Here is a 20,068-nt window from a genome sequence, read left to right on the forward strand (position 1 = left end):
CCCGTTTTTTGTGGCAGATGTTGCACATTAGTCGCGAAAGTTTTCGAACTGGAACGGCTGCTCAAAATCACTGTCTTTTACCAGCTGAATCACCGCTTGAAGATCATCGCGTTTTTTACCGGTTACTCGGACTTGTTCGCCTTGAATTTGTGTTTGTACTTTCATTTTGGCGTCTTTGATTGCTTTAGTGATTTTCTTGGCAACGGGGGTTTCAATGCCATTTTTGAATTTCACTTGCTGCGAGAAGCTTTTGCCTGAGTGCACTATATCTTGAATATCCATGGCACGCGAATCCACGCCACGTTTGGCAAGGTTATTACGCAGGATATCCATCATCTGGTTGAGTTGGAAATCCGCTTCTGCAGTGACTTTCACGGTTTCTTTGTCCAGCTCGAAGCTTGCTTCAACGCCACGAAAATCAAAACGCGTCGCCAATTCGCGACTTGCATTATCTACGGCGTTCTTCAATTCAACCTTGTCGATTTCAGACACAATATCAAAAGAGGGCATAGTTCTGTCCTTTTCTCACATGACAAATGTCATGTCGCTGATCAAATAATTAATAGGCTTGATGTCGCTTAGCACTTGCAGCGGCCAGTCGCTCAAGCAAGCGTTCAGTATCCTGCCAGCCAAGGCAAGGGTCGGTAATAGACTGGCCATATCGGCGCGACGCGCTATCACCCATAGGTTGGTTGCCTTCTTCTAAAAAGCTTTCTGCCATAATACCCGCAATGGCGGTACTCCCGTTAGCCAGTTGCGTCGCAATATCCTCTGCGACATCTAACTGACGGCGATGCTGTTTCTGGCAGTTGCCATGGCTAAAGTCTACCACTAATTTGGCCGGCAACCCGAAGCTCGATAAGGTTTCTGAGGCCGCTTGCACATCTTTTTGGTAGTAATTGGGTTGATGGCCGCCACGTAAGATAACGTGGCCATCAGGGTTACCCGCTGTGCGATAAATGGTCATGGTGCCATGCTTGTCTGGCGAGCAAAACAGGTGTGACTCACGGCTCGCACGAATGGCATCGACAGCGATACGAATATTGCCATCAGTGCCATTCTTAAACCCTACTGGGCAAGACAAGGCGGATGCCATTTCGCGATGGATTTGAGACTCGGTTGTACGCGCACCGATGGCCCCCCAGCTGATCAAGTCGGCAATATATTGGCCGGTGATCATATCGAGAAACTCGGTCGCAGTGGGTAAACCCATTTTATTGATATCGAGTAACAACTCACGGGCAGTGAACAGCCCAGCACGAATATCACCGCTCCCATCAAGGTGAGGATCGTTTATCAAACCTTTCCAACCGACAACCGTGCGCGGCTTTTCAAAGTAGGTACGCATGACAATCAGTAACTGATCGGAGTAAGTCTCTGCCAACCCTTTTAACCGTTTGGCGTACTCGCGTGCAGCGTCAGGATCGTGCACGGAGCAAGGCCCAATCACCACAAGTAGGCGCGGGTCATGGCCATTAAGAATTTGGCTGATTGCATGACGCGAAGCAGTAATATGGTGAGCAACATTGTCGCTGATGGGGTGGGCGGCTTCCACCTCTGCGGGCGTGGGCATGGTATCAACCACGCGGGTGCGAAGTTCATCGGTTTTCAGTGGCATAGAGGACAGCCTTCCTCACATCTTAATCTGTTGCGAAGCCAGTAAGATAGCAAAAATCGCGGCCCTTGAAAGCATGAATGTGATATCCGTAGCGTTTTTAAGGCGATTTTGACCAGAAAAATGCTGGTTAGGGCTGACGACAAGCTAATTTTTTGCCCGTCATCAGTCACCGATAGTTAGGACGAACAGCTCAATGCGAGGCCTTTATTGTCATCCGTTGGCGGGTTGGCCAAGTGCGCGAGCGACGGGTGCTCATCAAAGGGATGGGCAAGTACCGTCATTAAGTCATGGGTTGGTTGTAAGTCGCCTTTTTCAGCTGCCTCGATGGCCGCTTGGGCCAAATAGTTGCGTAAAATATACTTTGGATTGGTGCGCTGCATGCAGGCCAGACGAGTCGCATCATCCAGTGTATGCACGCGCTGTTGGTACGCGGATAGCCATTCGGTTAATGCCTGCGTGTCTTGGCAGATGGGTTTGAACTGGTTCAGGGTGCCGGCTGTTAGGAGTGCGTCACCGCGATACTGACTGAGTTGATAGAAAAAGCACGTATAGTCGGTTTGGTTTTCCTCTAGCAATGCAAAGAGCTGATTAAACAAGTCACTGTCTGATGGCTGTGCGTCGGACAAGCCCAGCTTATCGCGCATGGCGCGGCTATAGGCAACTTGTAGTCGATGTTCAAAGCCGCCAAGAATATCGTTAATCACATCCTTATCCACGAGAGGCGTAAAGGCATAGCCCAGTGCGGACAGATTCCAAAGTGCGATGGCAGGTTGCTGATTAAATGCATAGCGACCACTGTAATCGGAATGGTTGCAGATATAACCTGGGTCGAAATCGTCTAAAAAGGCATAAGGGCCGTAATCGAAGGTCTGGCCGAGAATCGACATATTATCGGTATTCATCACACCGTGGTTAAAGCCGATGGCTTGCCACTGGGCAATCATGTCCGCCGTTCGTTCAACAATTTCTTGTAGCAGTGCCGCATAGGGTTTTTCGGCCTCGGCCAGTTCAGGGAAATGACGTGCAATCACATAGTCGGCCAGCGTGCCTAGCGCCTCATGCTGCTGACTGTAAAACAAGTACTCGAAGTGGCCAAAACGGACGTGACTCTCGGTAACGCGAAGTAGCGTTGCGGCAGTTTCGATGCGTTCGCGCATGACTGGGGTGTCGCTGGTGGCCATCGCAAGTGCCCGTGTGGTCGGAATGTTGAGTCCTGTCATGGCGGCACTGGCGAGATACTCGCGGAGCGTCGAGCGTAACACCGCTCGTCCATCACCGTGGCGGCTGTATGGCGTTTTTCCCGCCCCTTTTAGGTGCCAATCCCACAAGGTGCCATCGGCATCGCGCCATTCCCCTAACAAGACACCACGGCCATCGCCGAGCGCGGGGTTATATTGACCAAACTGGTGACCGGTGTATTTCATCGCAAACGGTGTTCGGCCGGCTAACGGCTGCTCTGCGGATAAAATTGCCCGAAACGCCTCCGAGGTGAGCTCGGATTCATTCAATCCAAGCTGTTTTGCCACTTCGGCGTTATAGGTGAAAAGCCGACCGTTTTCGAGCGCGGTTGGCGTGACGTGTTCGCCAAATGCACTGCCAAGCTGGCTAAAACTAAAGCTGATATGTGAGCCGTTAAATACTGCCATGAATTCCCCCTATGGTCTTCACTCAAGCCTAACAGGGATTGCGTCGCTAACAAGAGACAGAAAGTAGGGGTATAGCGGGAAATAGGCAGTGCTTGATGGATTTTTATCCGTTTGAGTGGTGTTTTGGCTGCGCATATCAAGATGAAATTGCGTATACTCACCGCCATTACTTTCTACAGCGTTGAGACAATGATTAAACTAGGCCAATACAACACATTGACGGTAGTGAAGCAGGCAGACTTCGGGGTGTTTCTTGATGGTGATGAGTTCGGCAATATTTTGCTGCCAACCCGGTACGTCCCTGAAAATACCCGTGTCGGCGACGAGCTCAAGGTGTTTATCTATTTCGATTCCGAAGACGATATTATCGCCACTACTGAAACGCCATTGGCTCAAGTGGGTGAGTTTGCATCTTTGCGCTGTGTTGGTGTCAATTCGGTTGGCGCGTTTGTCGATTGGGGCTTGAGCAAAGACTTGTTGGTGCCTTTTAGTGAGCAACGTACGCGAATGGAAGAGGGTAAACCTTATGTGGTTCGCGTCTACACGGATAAAGCCTCGGGCCGTATCGTCGCTAGCCGTAAATTCAACAAGTTTATCAGCGACGAAAAGCCGCGTTTAAAAGCGGGCGACAAAGTGTCGGTAATCATTACGGATATCACGGATCTCGGCTTTAAGTGTGTGGTGAATAATCAGCACTGGGGGCTTATTTATCGCGCTGAAGCGTTCGGGAAGCTGTTTATCGGTAAGAAGTTGAGTGCGTTTGTGAAAACGGTGCGCGACGATGGTAAGTTGGATCTTGCTCTACAGAAACACGGTAAAGCGCGGGTTGATGATTTAAGCGATAAAATTTTGCAAACCCTAGATAAAAAAGGGGGATTTTTGCCGCTTAACGACAAAAGCTCCCCGGATGCGATTTTTGCCTTGTTCCGCACCAGTAAAGCGACCTTTAAAAAGACCTTGGGTGGCTTGTACAAGCAACGCAAGATTCGTATTGAAGCGGATGGCATTTACCGCGTTAAGTGACGGCGTCACGCAAGACAAAGCAAAAAAAGGCTCGGAACGTCCTGTTCCGAGCTCAGGGAAAGGGCTCATTGGAGCCAGATGCCAATTTAGGTTGTGATTCCATTAAAGTGTAGTTTATCAATACAGCTTTGCCAGTTTCTTTCCCTGCGAACTATTATCAACACCATTTCATATCGATTAAAACAAGTTGCTATCGCGAACTTGATCGCGAGGTAGACCATTTTTAATCCGATTGCCGACCCATTTGCCGAGTCCGAGCACGTCTCCTTGATAGGTCACAATGACATCGCCTTTTTCTGGCGTTTGCTCGGGCCAAATGTCGCGTCCTTGATACCATTCAACGGCTTGTGTCTTGGTGAGCGCAATGGTTTTACATTCAGCGAGTGACTGGGTGCTCAGTGCGATAATCGCCTCGTGTTGCCAGCGATAACCTTTGCGGTGGGTTTCGGCTAACTTGATCCCAATGCGGTCAAACTTCACTTCGCCTAACATAGGTTCGATAGCTGAAGGGAAAAGCCATACCTCTTTGTCACGCAACCATAGCGTGGCCGCATCCGGCAGCGATAGCCCAAGTTCCTTTTTAAAGGTGGCGCTTATCTGTTGACTGTCTTTTTGACTCGCCAGTGAAAATGGAAATTTGCCCAGTCGCTTTTTTACGCTTGGTGGAGTGGCGGATGCATGTTTACGAATGCGGGCGACAAAAAAGCCCTCGCTGTCAAAAATCTGAGGGTAGAGATGTAAAAAGCCTTCGTCGGTTAGGGCTTGTTCGGCACCCGGGAATAAATCCTTCAGTGACTCAAAAGTGACAGCGTCACCGTAAGTTTGCTTGAGCCAGTGGCAAACCGACTGATTTTCGGTGTGGTTCAAGGTACAGGTTGAATACACCAGCACGCCGCCTGGTTTCAGTGCGTGAAACGCGCTATCAATCAGAGCTTGTTGGGTCTGTGCAATGTCATCCACTGAGGCAAGGCTCCAGTTATTCATCGCATCAGGATCTTTGCGAATGGTTCCTTCGCCAGAGCAGGGCGCGTCGAGCAGAATGGCGTCAAATTGCTCGGGTAGCCAGCCGCCGAATACACGGCCATCAAAGTGGGTCAGTGCAACGTTTCTTACCCCACAGCGTTGTACATTGGCATGTAGCCCTTTGATGCGGCTCGCTGAAAACTCATTCGCGACCAAAATACCGCTGTTTTGCATGGAGGCTGCCAACTGCGTGGTTTTTGAGCCCGGCGCGGCCGCAACATCAAGCACATGTTGCCAATCAGGGGCTTGGCCCGGTTCATGCTCGCCTGCCAGCAAGGCAGTGACCGGCATCATCGAGCTTGCTTCTTGAATATAAAACAGTCCCGCCATGTGTTCAGCCGTATTGCCTAATGGCACTTTGTCATCGTCTTGTCGCTCAATCCAAAACCCTGTGTCACACCAAGGTACGGGAGTCAGTGTCCAATGATGTTCTGCGGCACGTTGCTTAAATGCATCGACGGAAATTTTTAACGTATTGACACGAATACTGCGGCGCAGAGGACGCTGACAGGCAGCAACAAACTCCTCCATAGAGAGGTGCGAGGGCATTGTCGCCTGTATTTGGGCTAAGAAAGCCTCTGGCAGTGAGATATTGGGGTGCAAAACAGGATCTCTTGTTGATTAACTCAAAATTAGCAGCGCAAGATTGTAAACAGATCTTGGTCTTGAGTGTAGGTCGCGGGAGGAGAAAGTCGGTAATTTTGCTCAAAAAGGGCAGCCAAAGAAAATGGCTGCCCGAAAAGATAGCGCTAGGGCTTGGGGATCGCCGTGCGCCATGCAACCCATTCCGCTTTGGGTTCACGATGTAACAAGTAGTGGCGTTTGTCGTTAGCTTTGGGGGCCAACGGAGAGGTGTCGGGCGTTGCAAAGGCGATTCCACCTTTCAGTAGGCTATCAATGGTGCCGCTTTTTAGGTTGGCACCGGTCAAACCAATCGACACATCCACGCCGGATTGATTCCAAAACACCGTGTTTTCTCGCACCAGATGTGCATACTGCGGCGTGATCTGAACACTGAATAAAACGCGGTCAGCAAACTCACCCAATTGCACTTTGGAGACAGTGCCTACCTCCATATCGCGATAGAGGATTGGGGTGCCAACAGTAATGGAATGACGTGCATCACTTTCAAGCACGAGTGACAGGCCCCGCGGGTATTTGGGTGAAGCATGTAATTTGAATTGCTGCTTGAATTCGCCCGCACCGGGCACGACTGAAATATAGGTTCCAAACAAAGAATCTAGGTTCTCAGTTTTTGTTAGGCTGAGTACTGGCTGGGTTAGCCAGTAATAGCTCCCTTGACGGGCGAGCTCATTTTTATACTCAGGATACAAACGACCGTGTACGCGGACTGATTGAGTCTTAAAATCCGGCTCTAGCTGGGTAATCTCGCCAACATCTACCCCTTGATAGCGGATTGCGCTGCCAACCTTTAACCCTTTGGCTTCGTCCGTGTTGAGTACAATATCGACCCCGTAACGTGCTGCGTCTTTTCGTGAGGGGTAGAGCTTCCAGTCGCCTTGGCGTTTGTTGCTAATGCCCGGCATAGAGCCAAAGGCGATACCGCCACTGAGTAAAGAACGAAGCGAGCCTGTGTTGATTTCTACGCCACTTAAGTTGGCTTTGATGTCGAGACCGGATTGGTTCCAAAATACTGTGTCGCGGTTTATCAGGTGGCGATAGCGATTGTTCACGGCAATCGATATCGTGACGCTTTTGCCATTCAGCTGGTAGCCTTCCACTTGCCCGACGATAAAATTGCGATACATGACCGGACTGCCCTCGTTAATGCTTGGCAGTGCATCAGCCACTAGGGTAAAGCGGGTTTTGCCTTGCGCGTCTTCTCGTGCGTGTTTGGCTTGGATACGTGAGGTATAGAGCGGATAGCTATCGCGTACACCTTGCTTGCCTTGGCTAGTAAAGCTTAATGCGGGATCGGCGATTTGCTCCATAGCAGGCACTACCACATCGAGCCCATTGCCGCTCAACTCACCGGTAATTCCCCCTAATATAAAGAATTGCGATTGTTGTTTGACCAGGTGGCGGTATTGCGGATAGATCACCGCTTTTATCGTGACGGTGTCACTTTCGTTGAGGCCGATGTGGTCAATAAAGCCCACCTGAATGCCGCGATGGAGCACTTTGGTACGAGGCGTAAGGCCGTAAGCGTCATCGGCGTCGAGCGTAACTACCAAGGCATCGGCGGCCTCTTTTTGTTGCTGCTGCCACGTGCTGGCTGAGAAGCGATAATGACTATCAACGGCCGGAGCATCAGGGGAGCCGGGCACCACGGATAAGAAGTTCCCCAACACCAGGTTGCCGATATTTTTAAGACCGTTAAAACCAATCTGTGGTTGTTCGATGGTGATTTGGGTCTCTTGATTGAACAGCCACAGCATACTCGGGTCAATGGCGGCTGTGGCAGACGCGTTTTGGCTGTCAGGGTCGATGCGAATCTCGGTAATCTCACCGATCTGCAGTCCTTGATAGGTCACTCGGGCGCCGGCGCCTTGAATACCGTGGTTGGTGGGCAAAGCTATTTCAATGGTTTGACCTCGTTCGGCCGCACTCAGGCTTGGGTATAACCGAAAGCTATCATTATGCGACGCTTGTCGGCTGGTACTCGGTGAATCAAACGTCACACCGCCGGCCACCAAGCTGGCAAGACTATCAAGTTCAACATCGACCCCAGACAGATCGACATTCGCTTTCAAACCACTAACGGACCAAAACCGCGTGTCTTGCTTCACCAATGAACTGAACTCAGGTTTGATCAATGCAGACAGGGTGACGCCTTGATTATCATCATCAAGACGATAACTGTAGATCTCTCCGACTTGGATTTTACGGTAATAAAGTGGCGAGCCGATATTGAGCGAGCCCAAGGTCGGTGCGTGGAGCTTAAAGGTCGTGCCAGCTTTGTCCGTCATCTCAGCGGGGGGCTCATCACGTGCGGTAAAGTGAAGGCTAGGTTCACCCGTTCCCGGCTGAAGGGCGATGTAATTCCCCGACACCAGTGTTTCAAGGCCGCTGATCCCCGTTAACGACGCGCGTGGTTTCACTAACCAGAACTCACTGCCGGTCGTCAGTAACTGCTTGGCCTCTGGATAAATTGTGGCATCGACATAAATACCATTGAGATCATCTGCCAAGGTGATATTGCGAACTTTGCCGACTTCGAGCCCTTGGTAACGAATAGTTGTTCGTCCCGCTTCTAAGCCTTGCGCATCGCTGAATAGAATTTGAATCCGCTGTCCGGCTTCATTAATGGATTGAAAAACGAGCCATCCCGCTAAGCCTAGCGCCAAGATGGGCAGGATCCATAAAGGAGAAAGGCCATAGGTAGTCTTAATGGTTGGCGTCGGCACGTCGTGTTTGTCGCTCATGATGATCCCATATCAAACGCGTATCAAGAAGGTCAGTGGCCAGCATAGTGAGTACCACCACAATACCAAAAGCAATGGCGCCAGGGCCGGGTGTAAAGTCCATAATGCGGCCACGATCAACGAGCGCGACCATAAATGCAATCACGAATAAGTCCATCATTGACCACTTGCCAATCCATTTCACGCTTCTATAAAGCCACATGCGTTGGCGAGGTGTAATGGCGACAGAGGTATGCAAGCTAATCAGAATGAAACCAAGTCCGAGAATCTTTGCTACCGGCACAATGATACTGGCGGTAAAAATTATCGCCGCTATTCCCGGCATACCATTGTTAATCAGGCTGGCAACGCCAGAAAATATCGTGTCTTCGAGTCGGATGCCGTTCGAGAAAAAAATCGAGATTGGATAAAGGTTGGCGGGCAACAAAAAGACCGCAGCGGTGAGCAGACACGCCCATGTTTTTTGCTCGCTGCGTAGCAGGCGAACGTGTAGGGGACGCTCACAACGTTGGCAATGGGTTTGAGTACCGTGGTATTGCGTCAAGCCACAGTGATCGCAACGAATCAAATTATGGATACTGGTGACAGGTTTAGGGGCTAAGAACGCATCCCAGTAGCGTCGGGTATTAACACGTACAAGCAATACCGAAAGCAGAATTTGTAGCGTGGCGTAGCAGGCGAGCCCCAATGAAAAGCGTAGTTCGGCGTAGTCTTGGATTTTAAAGCACGCAATCGCCAAGCTAACCATAAACACATCTGCCATGACCCAATGACGGAGGTGGTCAATCAGCGTCACGGTAGGCCGGAAAAGGCGAATGTTGCCGTGACGGCGCGCCAAGTGCATGACCAGAATGGCTAAGGTAAAAAGGAGTGGTGCAAGGCTGGCACAAAAGACCACCAGCGCAGTGACAAAGGGATAGCTGGTCCATAGAAGGTTCGCGCCAGTCAGCACCGATGCGCTAATATCCTTGCCTAATAGATTGATTGATAACAGCGGTAGCCCATGGGCGGGGAAAAATAGCACCAGTACGGTTAGCGCAATGGCCAACTCACCGTTAAACGATAATCGACGTCCCTGCTGTAATTTGGTGGCGCAGCGTGGGCAGATGGCAAGGTGATCCCAATCGGTCTCGCAACCGGTCAACACGAGATCGCAACCGGGACAGCGAATTAACCCTGTCCGTGGTTGGGGCTCAAGACGAGTGACCGATTGCGTGCGCATGCTACTTCCCTGCTGCCTGTTGAATGGTGCCATAAAGCGTTTGGTAAACACCCGGGGCGGTCACCAACTCGCCGTGGGTGCCTTTTTGGGTGACTTGGCCATCCTCCAGCACATAAATCAAATCCGCTTCTTTCACCGCAGAGAGCCGATGCGCGACAATCAGGGTGGTGCGACCGGCTAAGAAGGTATGCATCGCTTGGTGCAATGCCCGCTCTGTTGCGGTATCCAATGCCGATGTAGCTTCATCTAGAATGACCAGTTTCGGGTCGCCAAGCAACATTCTCGCGATGGCGACGCGTTGACGTTGCCCGCCCGATAAACGGATCCCTTGTCGTCCTAGCGGTGTATCTAGCCCTTGAGTGAGCTTATTCACGACATCGCCAAGTTGCGCCTGTTCTAGCGCGTGCCAAAGCTCGCTATCAGTTACATCTCGCCCCAAGCTCAAATTATTACGTAGGGTATCGTTAAACAACATGGGTTGTTGTAGTACCACCGCAATCTGTTGGCGAAGCGCGGCTAAATTAAGCTGATTGATCGAATAGCCGTTATAGCGAATATCGCCGCGTTCAACCGGATAAAGGCCCAGTAGCAATTGGATTAACGTTGACTTACCGCCACCACTGGCGCCGACCAATGCGACACGCTGTCCCGCTGGAATATGCATATTCAAGCCATTGAGAACAGATTTATCTTCATCATAGGCGAAGTGCAGATCCTCAATCTCGATATCCAAGGCTGTATTGTCGCTATCACTTGGATTTTGGCCGTCAGGACGGCGTGCCTCTTCTTGCAAACTCAACACATCGTTGACTCGATTCATGGCTGCTTTAGCGCTATACCATGCAAACTGGATCCCTAACAGTTCCTGAACCGGACCCAACATAAACCAAAGATAGCCGAACACAGCAAACATTTGGCCAATGGTCAGATCACTAAAAAAGACCATGCCCATCGCCACAGCGCGGAAAAGTTCAAAGCCAATCAAAAACATCAAAAATGATAAGCGTCCCGCGGCCTCTGACTGCCAAGCATATTTATCGGCACTGACCTTAATATCGCCTGCACTTTGATCCAATTGGTGAAGGTATTCACGCTCTCGGTTGGCGGCGCGGAGTTGGTAAAGCCCATCGAGTGTATCGACGAGACGTTGCTGGAAGCGCTCAAATGCTTGGTTTTCTCGTTTTTTAAGATGTTTAACCCGTTGGCCTAGAGCGCGACTTAAGGCAACCACGATCGGGTTGATGAGCAAAATAAAAAGCCCTAACCGCCAATCCAGCCACAAAAGCACCACCGCGGTGCCCATTACGGTGAGAATGCCGATAATAAACTTACTCAGCGTAGTACCAATAAATTTATCAATGGTTTCGACATCGGTCACCAAATGAGACGTTAACCCGCCACTGCCGCGCAGTTCATACTCTTGCATGCTCACACGGCCTAATTTCGCAATCAGGTGTTGACGAATTTTATAGGTAATGGCTTTGCCGACCAGGGTGAACTGACGGCTTTGAAGGATGTTAAGCGCTTGGCTGGTGGCACGCATCAACACCACAATGACAAGTACCGTCGCGATATAAAAAGCGGCATGTTGCCAAGCTTGTGGCAATACGTGGTTTAGCACCGCGAGCCCCCAATCGGGTTTATCGAGCAGCACTTCATCGACCAGTAAAGGCATCAGTAAGGGAATGGGCACGCTGATCAAGGTGGCGGCAATTGCCACAATATTGGCCCAAATCAGGCGGGTACGATGAGGTCGGGCTTGGTCAAGAAGCCAGCGCCAAGTAATCATAAATCAAGATACTCAATTGAAATGTCTTTGGATTATTTCTATTGTAATGGTCTTGTTGTTTGAGATGCAGTGAATTATGGAAAACAAAGCTGATTTTTACCGTCTGTTAACCCAACAAGCGGTTGCTTTATGTGAGGGCGAGCCAAGTTTGATTGCAAAACTGGCGAACGTGAGCGCATTACTGAATAGCCAACTTGAAGACATTAACTGGGTGGGTTTTTACTTGAGTGATGGCAAAGAGTTGGTGTTGGGACCATTTCAGGGCCTGCCGGCGTGCGTTCGGATCCCATTTGAAAAAGGGGTTTGCGGTGCCGCCTTTAGCCAAGATAAAGTCATGCGGATTGAAGACGTACACGCATTTGAGGGGCATATCGCCTGTGATGCCGCCAGTAACGCTGAACTTGTCGTCCCGGTTAGAATCGACAACCAACTCCAAGCTGTGCTTGATATTGATAGCCCAACCGTGGGTCGTTTTGACCAAGAAGATGAACAGGGCCTGACTACCTTGGTCAAAGAAATGCAAAAACACCTGTAATTTCGTCAATCTCGGTAGTTTTTTAATATCAGGTATCTATAATACGCACCACTTTCATACTTAAATACACGTAGATATTCTGCTGCAGCTTGACTACAGCAGGCCAGGAAAAAACATGGAAAATACTGAAAAGCTCGCGAACAGCAAAGAAGTCATTGCCTACATTGCTGAACGTTTCCCTAAATGTTTTACTGTAGAAGGCGAAGCCAAGCCACTAAAAATTGGCATTTTTCAAGATCTTGCAGAACGCTTGAATGATGACCCTAAGGTAAGCAAAACCCAATTGCGAGCCGCGCTTCGCCAGTACACGTCTTCCTGGCGTTATCTGCACAGCGTGAAACCGGGTGCGTCACGCGTCGATCTTGATGGCAACGCGTGTGGCGAGCTAGAACAAGAGCATATTGATCACGCGGCTCAAACTCTTGCTGAAAGCAAAGCGCGTGCGGCGGAACGTCGTAAGCAACAAGCGAAAAAAGCAGACGGTCAAGGCAAAACGCCAGCCAAAGGCAAAAAAGCGGCAGCTCAAACGGCAAAAGCTCGTACGAGTAAACCAAAGCCAGCTAAAATGACTAAGAAAGCTAAAGAGCCACGTCGCGAACTCAGCGCCAGCGACGTTGTCGTAGGAAAAGACGTAAATGTGAACATGGGCAATGGTAATCTACCAGCGACCATTGTTGAAATTAACAAGGATGAGGTGCGTGTTCGTCTTACTAACGGTTTGACCATGTTAGTGAAAGCGGAGCACCTCAGCGCCTAAAGGAGACTCCTCGACGCATGTTTTGTCGACGCCGCTTTTCGGCTATCGCTGCCAGCTTGATGCTGGCAGCGTCTGCCCAGGCCGTAGAGGCCAACTTTCAACTCAGTGATTTGCCAACACTTTCCGCTGAACCCCAACACAAAACCGCTTCAAAGCGTGTCACCTCGCGCTTTACTCGCTCGCATTACAAGCAGTTTTCTCTCGACGATGCTTTCTCGGCCGGGATCTTTGAGCGTTATCTCGAGACGTTAGATTACAACCGTGTCTTTTTAACCCAGAGCGATGTCGATACCTTATCGCGTTGGAAAGACCGGCTGGACGATCAGCTCAAAGAGGGGGAAACCGACGCGGCCTACGAAATCTATAATTTGGTGCTCAAAAAGCGCTTTGAGCGATACCAATACGCACTCGAGGTTCTCGATAAGCCGTTTGATTTCTCTAAAGACGAGTCAATGGTCCTCGATCGCACCGAACTGCCTTGGGCGGCCAATGAGCAAGAACTCGATGCGATTTGGGATAAGCGGATTAAAAATGATGCGTTGAATCTCCGTCTTACGGGGAAAGACGATGACGATATTCGCGAAACCCTAGGTAAGCGCTATAACAGCGCATTGAAGCGTCTCACTCAAAGTCACAGTGAAGATGTGTTTCAAGTCTACATGAACGCCTTTGCGCGAGAAGTGGACCCGCACACTAGCTATCTCTCTCCACGTAATGCTGAGCAGTTCCAATCTGAGATGAACCTGTCACTCGAAGGGATTGGTGCGGTGTTACAGGTGAAAGATGAATATACAGTGATTCGCTCGCTGGTGGCCGGTGGCCCTGCCTCTAAGTCTAAACAGTTATCGCCGGGAGATCGCATTATCGGTGTCGGTCAAGAAGACGAGGCGATGGTGGATGTGATTGGCTGGCGACTCGACGATGTCGTCGAGCTGATCAAAGGACCGAAGGGAAGTGAGGTCCGGCTACAGATTTTGCCTGAAGGCGCTAACGCTAAAAGTTACAGCGTCACTATTACTCGTGACAAAATCCGCCTAGAAGACCGCGCGGTTAAATCCGACGTGATTGAGCGTGGCGATCAAAAAGTAGGGGTGCTGACAGTACCGGGCTTTTATGTCGGCTTGGCTGAAGATACCAAGAAAGAGTTGGCAGCGCTCACCGCGCAAAATGTCAGTGGTATTGTGGTGGACTTGCGTAATAACGGTGGCGGCGCTTTGAGTGAAGCAACAGCGTTGAGTGGCTTGTTCATCGACAAAGGTCCGATTGTGCAAGTGCGCGATAGCTACGGTCGAGTTAAGGTCAATAATGACAGTGATGGCAAGAGTTTCTACAACGGGCCGATGACGGTACTGATTAACCGTTACAGTGCGTCGGCGTCAGAGATTTTTGCCGCGGCCATGCAAGATTACCACCGTGCAATTGTGCTTGGCGAACAGTCATTCGGTAAAGGTACAGTGCAGCAGCACCGCTCGCTAAATCATATTTATGATTTGTTCGAAAAGCCTTTAGGTTACGTGCAATATACCATTCAAAAATTCTATCGCATCAGTGGTGGCAGTACTCAAAATAAAGGCGTGGTACCCGACATTGCGTTTCCATCGCCGGTATCCCCCGATGAAACCGGTGAGAGCATGGAAGACAATGCGTTGCCATGGGATCAAATTGCCCCTGCGGAATACTCGGCAATGAAGCTGCCTGATGACGTGATTGATGCGTTGACCAAGCGCCATCAAACCCGTATTGCTTCAGACCGTGAGTTTGGTTTTATCCGCGAAGACATTGCGCTTTATCAGCAGGAAAAAGATAAAAACAGTATTTCCTTGAATGAGAAAGTGCGTCGGCAGGAAATGGATCGCGAGGATAAAGAACGTTTGGCGCGCTTAAATGTACGTCAAAAAGCCATGGGCGAACTGCCGTTTAAATCGCTTGAGGATGTGCCGAAGGATTACGAAGAGCCGGACGCCTACTTAGAGGAAGCGGCGAGCATTACCAATGATCTTGCCTCCCTAATCGCTAACCGTTGATCATCCTCGGTTGGTGTCACGACAAGCCTAGGCAATTGCCTAGGCTTTTTTTATGACATGGAGATGACGTGCCGATGTTGATGAACCGATAAAACGAGATCAATATCAAAAAATTGTAGCATTTTGAGATCTGCGTCTAACCTTATTGATAGGAATAACGGTCAGTGGGGTGAGTTATGCGTCTCTTACTTGGGTGTATGTTAGCGATTATCGTGTCGCTTCCGGTTCGTAGCGAAGAGCTCTCTCGCGTGGATTTCCCATTACTGCTGGGAGATTGGTATTGGTTTAGCGACATGCCCGTTGAGCAAGCTCCACATCCTTACAAAGCGATTAATCTGTCTTTTAATTCCAATTACGAGTTTCGTATCGATTTGTTGCGTCATGATGGACAACTCGAAACCGCTGCTGGGCAGTACGACATCAACGAGAACATATTACGCCTGTACGATAATGAAGGCATCGAGCAGCGGCATGCCTATCAGCTCAATCATAACCAATTGCAACTGCAAGGTGCGGTCTTTACCAAGCTCCTGCCAGAAGATTTAAGCGGTTTGTGGCGTTCCCACAGCATCTCAGGCGAAGATGTGAGTGAACACGTTGACGGAGTATCGCTGCAATTACGGCCTGACTTCTTATTCGCGATGCAGGTGCGCGGGGATGATGGGAGCTCAGTCACTCATCGCGGGGTCTATTTGGTGGAAGGCGATAACCTAATGTTGATCTACCGTAACGGCCGGCACTCATCGCAATTCCAACTGGCGGCAGATACCTTGCGGTTAACCAATGATGTGTTTGGGATGGAAGCGATTCTGGAACGGCAATAGTGCGCCAAACAAGACAATAAGTCATCACGCGCTGAAAAAAATGCCCGCATCACAGCGGGCATTTTTGTACCTGATTCTTTTAATCAATCAGTCTAAATGCGGCTTTCAGCGCACTCAAATGCGCCTCATCTTTACAAATTGCTTTGTTGGGCTCATCGGAGATTTTGGCGACGGGTTTGCCTTGGCAGCTAGTGAGTTTGATCACCACGTTAAGGGTTTTCACATCGGGTAGATCACAGGTTAATTGGGTACCAATTCCAAACGATGTTTGCACCCGTCCTGAAAAATGGCGATAGATATGAATAGCCTTGGCCAGCGTGAGGCTGTCAGAGAAGACCAACGTCTTAGTGTCAGGGTCTATATCATGATGCTGGTAGTGGGCAATGGCTTTTTCTCCCCAAGCGATGGGATCGCCACTGTCATGACGCAGGCCGGTAAAGGCTTGCGAGAGTTCGCTGTCAAAATCACGAAGGAAAGCATCCATATTGATGCAATCGGTCAGGGCGATGCCCAGACTGTTTGGATATTCCTTTAACCAAACACGTAGCGCGAGCTGTTGTGAATCGGCCAACGCTCCCGCCAGCTGCTGATGCGCTTGAAACCACTCATGAGCTTGGGTACCAACTGGGGGCAGGCCAAGCTCTTTCGCTAACCAAACATTGGAGGTGCCTTTTAGCGGGGGATAAGCGGCTTTCAGGCGTTTAACGATGGCATAGTGCACATCACGCGAGAAGCGGCGACGTGTGCCGAAGTCGACCAATTGAAAGTCATCGGCAAAGCCGTCTTCGGGTAAATGATTCAGTTTCTCCTCAAGTCGGGCGAGTGCGTGCTCCACCCCGAACGTGGGGTAGCAGATGCGATTCCGTAACTCACAGATAATCGCGAGTAATGGCACTTCCCAGAGAATCACTTCGCACCACGGACCAGCAATATGAATCGCCAGCTGTCCTTCTTCGATAGTGACAGTAACTTGCTCTGGGCGAAGCTGAAAGTGCTTCAGGTATGAGAGAAAATCTGCTTGATAGAGCTCGAGCGAGGCCAGATAATTTAACTCCTGCTCAGTAAAGCGCAGTAAGCCTAGCGCGTTCACTTGCGCTATCACCGCGTCTTTTAGCGGAGTCAAATTCTCATCACTCCGACAATAGAAGTCCGCGGTGACGTGAACGTCACGATAGTGATGAAAGACGGCTTGCTGCATATTCAGCTTGTATGCGTCCGTATCCAGCAGTGAAGTGATGATCGGATTGTGCATGCGTGTGGAACGCCTTACGTGTTACAAAACGAAATTGGCGTCATAGTACCGCAATTTCTGTAAAATTTAACCGTCGTCACATTATATTTCCTGCCGGATTGGCAGCCTGCGTTGACAATATGCTGCACAATTCGCCAATTTGAGAGGTTTTGTCGTCACATTGACAGTTTGTGAGGCGTTTTTTACACATCGCATACGCAAACAATTGATAACAAAGTGTTAAACCTATAGTCATCTTTTTGCGAGCGCGGTATGGTGTAGCACGCTGCTCGCCAAGGTTGGCGTCAGGCAGTCACTGACACGATTTGTTGGCTGAGGTACACCCAATAATAAGGATTCAACATGTCTCAACAACCCACTGCGAAATATCGTAAAGATTATCGCGCCCCTGATTTTACCATTACCGACCTAAACCTAGAGTTTGATCTTGAGCCAAACGCAACCTTGGTAACGGCCGTGAGCCAAGTGAAGCGTTTAAATGACAATGCGACTGACATTGAACTGGATGGCGAAAACCTAAAGTTAGTGCGTATCGACATCAATGGCGATGCATGGACGGCCTACAGTGAAGAGTCAGGCAAACTCATCGTCCGTGATGTGCCTGCGGCGTTCACGCTCACGATCCAAACCGAGATCGACCCAGAAAATAATTCGGCCCTTGAAGGTTTGTATATATCAGGCGGTGCGTATTGCACGCAGTGTGAAGCAGAAGGCTTCCGCCGTATTACTTACTATCTCGATCGCCCGGATGTATTGGCACGTTTCACCACCAAGGTGATTGCGGATAAAGCGTCTTATCCATACTTGCTGAGTAACGGTAACAAAATTGCGTCGGGCGAGTTGGATAACGGTCGTCATTGGGTTGAGTGGCATGACCCGTATGCAAAGCCAAGCTATCTGTTTGCGCTAGTTGCTGGTGATTTTGATGTGTTGCGTGACAGCTTTGTGACACGTTCAGGTCGTGAAGTGGCCCTCGAAATTTTCGTGGATAAAGGCAACTTAGATCGCGCCGATCACGCCATGGTTTCGCTTAAGAATGCGATGAAATGGGATGAGACACGCTTCGACCTTGAGTATGACCTTGATATCTACATGATCGTGGCCGTTGATTTCTTCAATATGGGTGCCATGGAGAACAAAGGCCTAAATATCTTTAACTCCAAATATGTGCTTGCCAATGCAGAGACGGCAACCGATGCCGACTATTTGGGGATTGAGGCGGTTATTGGTCATGAATACTTCCATAACTGGACGGGGAACCGAGTCACCTGTCGTGATTGGTTTCAGCTGAGCCTGAAAGAAGGGTTAACGGTTTTCCGCGATCAGGAGTTTTCGTCTGACTTGGGCTCTCGCTCGGTCAACCGTATTGAAAATGTTCGCGTTATGCGCGGGCCTCAATTTGCTGAAGATGCAAGCCCGATGTCGCATCCGATCCGCCCGGAAAAAGTGATCGAAATGAATAACTTCTACACCCTTACCGTCTATGAAAAGGGTAGTGAAGTGATCCGCATGATGCACACCATTCTTGGCGAAGAAGGGTTCCAAAAAGGCGTGAAGCTCTACTTTGAACGCCATGATGGCACCGCTGCAACGTGCGATGACTTTGTGCAGGCAATGGAAGATGCCTCAGGGATTGATTTAACCCAATTCCGACGCTGGTACAGTCAATCGGGCACGCCGGTTCTCAATGTATCTTCAACCTATGACGATGCCACTAAACAACTGGCATTGCATGTGAAGCAACATACGCCAGCAACGGCCGATCAAGCGGAAAAACTACCATTGTATATTCCGCTCGATATTGAACTGTATCGTGCAGATGGCAGTGTTATTGAGTTACAGCGTCACGGAGAACCTGTACACCATATTTTGGCGGTGACTGAAGCAGAGCAAACCTTTATTTTTGATGCGGTGGATGAGCAGCCAGTGATTTCGTTGCTACGCGAGTTCTCGGCACCGGTGAAGCTTGAGTATGATTACCAAGATCAAGATCTAACCTTCTTGCTGCAATACGCGCGCAATGATTTTGCTCGTTGGGATGCCGGACAAAGTTTGCTAGCAAAACACATCAAGGCCAATGTGGCACGCGTACAAAATGATGAAAAGATAGTGATCCCAGCGTCAGTGGTTGATGCTTTCCGTGGAGTACTACTGAGCGAAAACACTGAACCGGCATTGATTGCAGAAGTGCTCAAGTTACCTTCTGAAAACGAAGTGGCGGGCTGGTTTGATGTTGTGGATGTGGATGCGATTCACATGGTCATGGCTGCTTTCAAACAGCAATTCGCGGATGAAATGGTTGATGAGCTGGAAACGGTTTATCGCCAATATACGCAAGCGTCATATGAAATCAGCCATAAAGCGATTGGTGAGCGTGACTTACGCAACACGTGTTTAAGCTATCTTGCACATACTGAAAACGGCAATGATTGGGTCGAAGCACAATACCGTAATGCCAACAACATGACCGATACAATGGCAGCACTGCATGCGGCCAACGCCGCGCAACTGCCATGCCGCGAGTCCTTGATGAAGCACTTTAGCGACCAGTGGCAGCATGACGGGCTAGTGATGGATAAGTGGTTTGTGCTGCAAGGTATAAATCCGGCAGAACATGCCTTGGAAGGGGTGAAAGCACAAATGGCTCATCCGGCATTTAGCCTTAAGAATCCAAACCGAACCCGTAGTTTGATTGGTGCCTTTTGTTCGCGCAACCCTGTGCACTTCCACGCTAAAGATGGAAGCGGCTACCGATTCTTGAAAGAGATCTTGGTAACGTTAAACGAATCGAACCCGCAAGTGGCTTCTCGTTTAATCGATCCATTGCTTAAACTGGCGTATTACGACACTGAACGTCAGCAGCATATGCGCCAAGTGCTACAAGAGTTGGCTGACATGGATAACTTGGCTAACGATTTGTACGAGAAAGTGCAAAAAACGCTCGAACAATAGGGCGAGCTAATCGTGAC

The 20,068-nt window shown here is 49.7% G+C and carries 14 protein-coding genes; 6 read left to right on the forward strand and 8 right to left on the reverse strand.

The window, feature by feature from the left end; all coding sequences use genetic code 11:
• Window positions 1–27: 27 nt before the first annotated feature.
• From E8E00_RS06575 to E8E00_RS06585, 3 genes are all read right to left on the reverse strand, one after another.
• Window positions 28–510 carry a YajQ family cyclic di-GMP-binding protein gene (locus E8E00_RS06575; RefSeq protein ID WP_096628434.1) on the reverse strand — a complete coding sequence of 161 codons (483 nt, stop codon included), beginning with the start codon at window positions 508–510 and terminating at the stop codon, window positions 28–30.
• A gap of 49 nt (window positions 511–559) precedes the next feature.
• Complete coding sequence (locus E8E00_RS06580) at window positions 560–1,618, reverse strand: 3-deoxy-7-phosphoheptulonate synthase (protein WP_096628431.1); 1,059 nt, start codon at window positions 1,616–1,618, stop codon at window positions 560–562.
• A gap of 176 nt (window positions 1,619–1,794) precedes the next feature.
• On the reverse strand, window positions 1,795–3,264 hold the full coding sequence (locus E8E00_RS06585; RefSeq protein WP_096628428.1) for a YdiU family protein: 1,470 nt from the start codon (window positions 3,262–3,264) through the stop codon (window positions 1,795–1,797).
• A 189-nt stretch (window positions 3,265–3,453) separates the two neighbouring features.
• Here E8E00_RS06585 and E8E00_RS06590 point away from each other — a divergent pair, with 189 nt between their 5' ends.
• Complete coding sequence (locus E8E00_RS06590; RefSeq protein ID WP_077479166.1) at window positions 3,454–4,287, forward strand: S1 RNA-binding domain-containing protein; 834 nt, start codon at window positions 3,454–3,456, stop codon at window positions 4,285–4,287.
• Window positions 4,288–4,464: 177 nt separating this feature from the next.
• Here E8E00_RS06590 and rsmF read toward each other — a convergent pair whose 3' ends face one another.
• The 4 genes from rsmF to E8E00_RS06610 all read right to left on the reverse strand — a co-directional run bounded on the left by rsmF (window position 4,465) and on the right by E8E00_RS06610 (window position 11,707).
• Window positions 4,465–5,913: a 16S rRNA (cytosine(1407)-C(5))-methyltransferase RsmF gene (gene rsmF / locus E8E00_RS06595; protein WP_096628425.1), complete on the reverse strand. Its 1,449-nt coding sequence runs from the start codon at window positions 5,911–5,913 to the stop codon at window positions 4,465–4,467.
• A gap of 146 nt (window positions 5,914–6,059) precedes the next feature.
• Window positions 6,060–8,696 carry a PqiB family protein gene (locus tag E8E00_RS06600; protein ID WP_096628422.1) on the reverse strand — a complete coding sequence of 879 codons (2,637 nt, stop codon included), beginning with the start codon at window positions 8,694–8,696 and terminating at the stop codon, window positions 6,060–6,062.
• Window positions 8,659–9,918 (reverse strand): paraquat-inducible protein A, encoded by a 1,260-nt coding sequence (locus tag E8E00_RS06605; RefSeq protein WP_096628419.1) that lies wholly within the window; start codon window positions 9,916–9,918, stop codon window positions 8,659–8,661. Before E8E00_RS06605 ends, E8E00_RS06600 begins: the two co-directional genes overlap by 38 nt.
• A gap of 1 nt (window position 9,919) precedes the next feature.
• Entirely contained in the window at window positions 9,920–11,707 is a 1,788-nt protein-coding gene (locus E8E00_RS06610; RefSeq protein ID WP_096628416.1) for an ABC transporter ATP-binding protein, read from the reverse strand.
• Between the two features lie 76 nt (window positions 11,708–11,783).
• Between E8E00_RS06610 and E8E00_RS06615 the strand changes: the two genes are divergently transcribed.
• The 4 genes from E8E00_RS06615 to E8E00_RS06630 all read left to right on the forward strand — a co-directional run bounded on the left by E8E00_RS06615 (window position 11,784) and on the right by E8E00_RS06630 (window position 15,847).
• On the forward strand, window positions 11,784–12,242 hold the full coding sequence (locus tag E8E00_RS06615) for a GAF domain-containing protein (protein ID WP_069589071.1): 459 nt from the start codon (window positions 11,784–11,786) through the stop codon (window positions 12,240–12,242).
• A gap of 115 nt (window positions 12,243–12,357) precedes the next feature.
• On the forward strand, window positions 12,358–12,999 hold the full coding sequence (proQ, locus tag E8E00_RS06620) for an RNA chaperone ProQ (RefSeq protein ID WP_069589069.1): 642 nt from the start codon (window positions 12,358–12,360) through the stop codon (window positions 12,997–12,999).
• A gap of 17 nt (window positions 13,000–13,016) precedes the next feature.
• Entirely contained in the window at window positions 13,017–15,023 is a 2,007-nt protein-coding gene (gene prc / locus E8E00_RS06625; protein ID WP_096628413.1) for a carboxy terminal-processing peptidase, read from the forward strand.
• Between the two features lie 176 nt (window positions 15,024–15,199).
• A complete protein-coding gene (locus E8E00_RS06630; protein WP_077456730.1) occupies window positions 15,200–15,847 on the forward strand; it encodes a hypothetical protein in 648 nt (215 codons plus the stop codon).
• Between the two features lie 79 nt (window positions 15,848–15,926).
• On the opposite strand, the gene pncB is transcribed toward E8E00_RS06630, so the two are convergent.
• On the reverse strand, window positions 15,927–17,099 hold the full coding sequence (pncB, locus tag E8E00_RS06635) for a nicotinate phosphoribosyltransferase (RefSeq protein ID WP_096628411.1): 1,173 nt from the start codon (window positions 17,097–17,099) through the stop codon (window positions 15,927–15,929).
• 342 nt (window positions 17,100–17,441) lie between these two features.
• Between pncB and pepN the strand changes: the two genes are divergently transcribed.
• Window positions 17,442–20,051 (forward strand): aminopeptidase N, encoded by a 2,610-nt coding sequence (gene pepN / locus E8E00_RS06640; RefSeq protein ID WP_096628408.1) that lies wholly within the window; start codon window positions 17,442–17,444, stop codon window positions 20,049–20,051.
• The last annotated feature ends 17 nt before the right edge of the window (window positions 20,052–20,068 follow it).

The sequence above is a fragment of the Salinivibrio sp. YCSC6 genome, assembly GCF_004916735.1.
Classification (GTDB): domain Bacteria; phylum Pseudomonadota; class Gammaproteobacteria; order Enterobacterales; family Vibrionaceae; genus Salinivibrio; species Salinivibrio proteolyticus.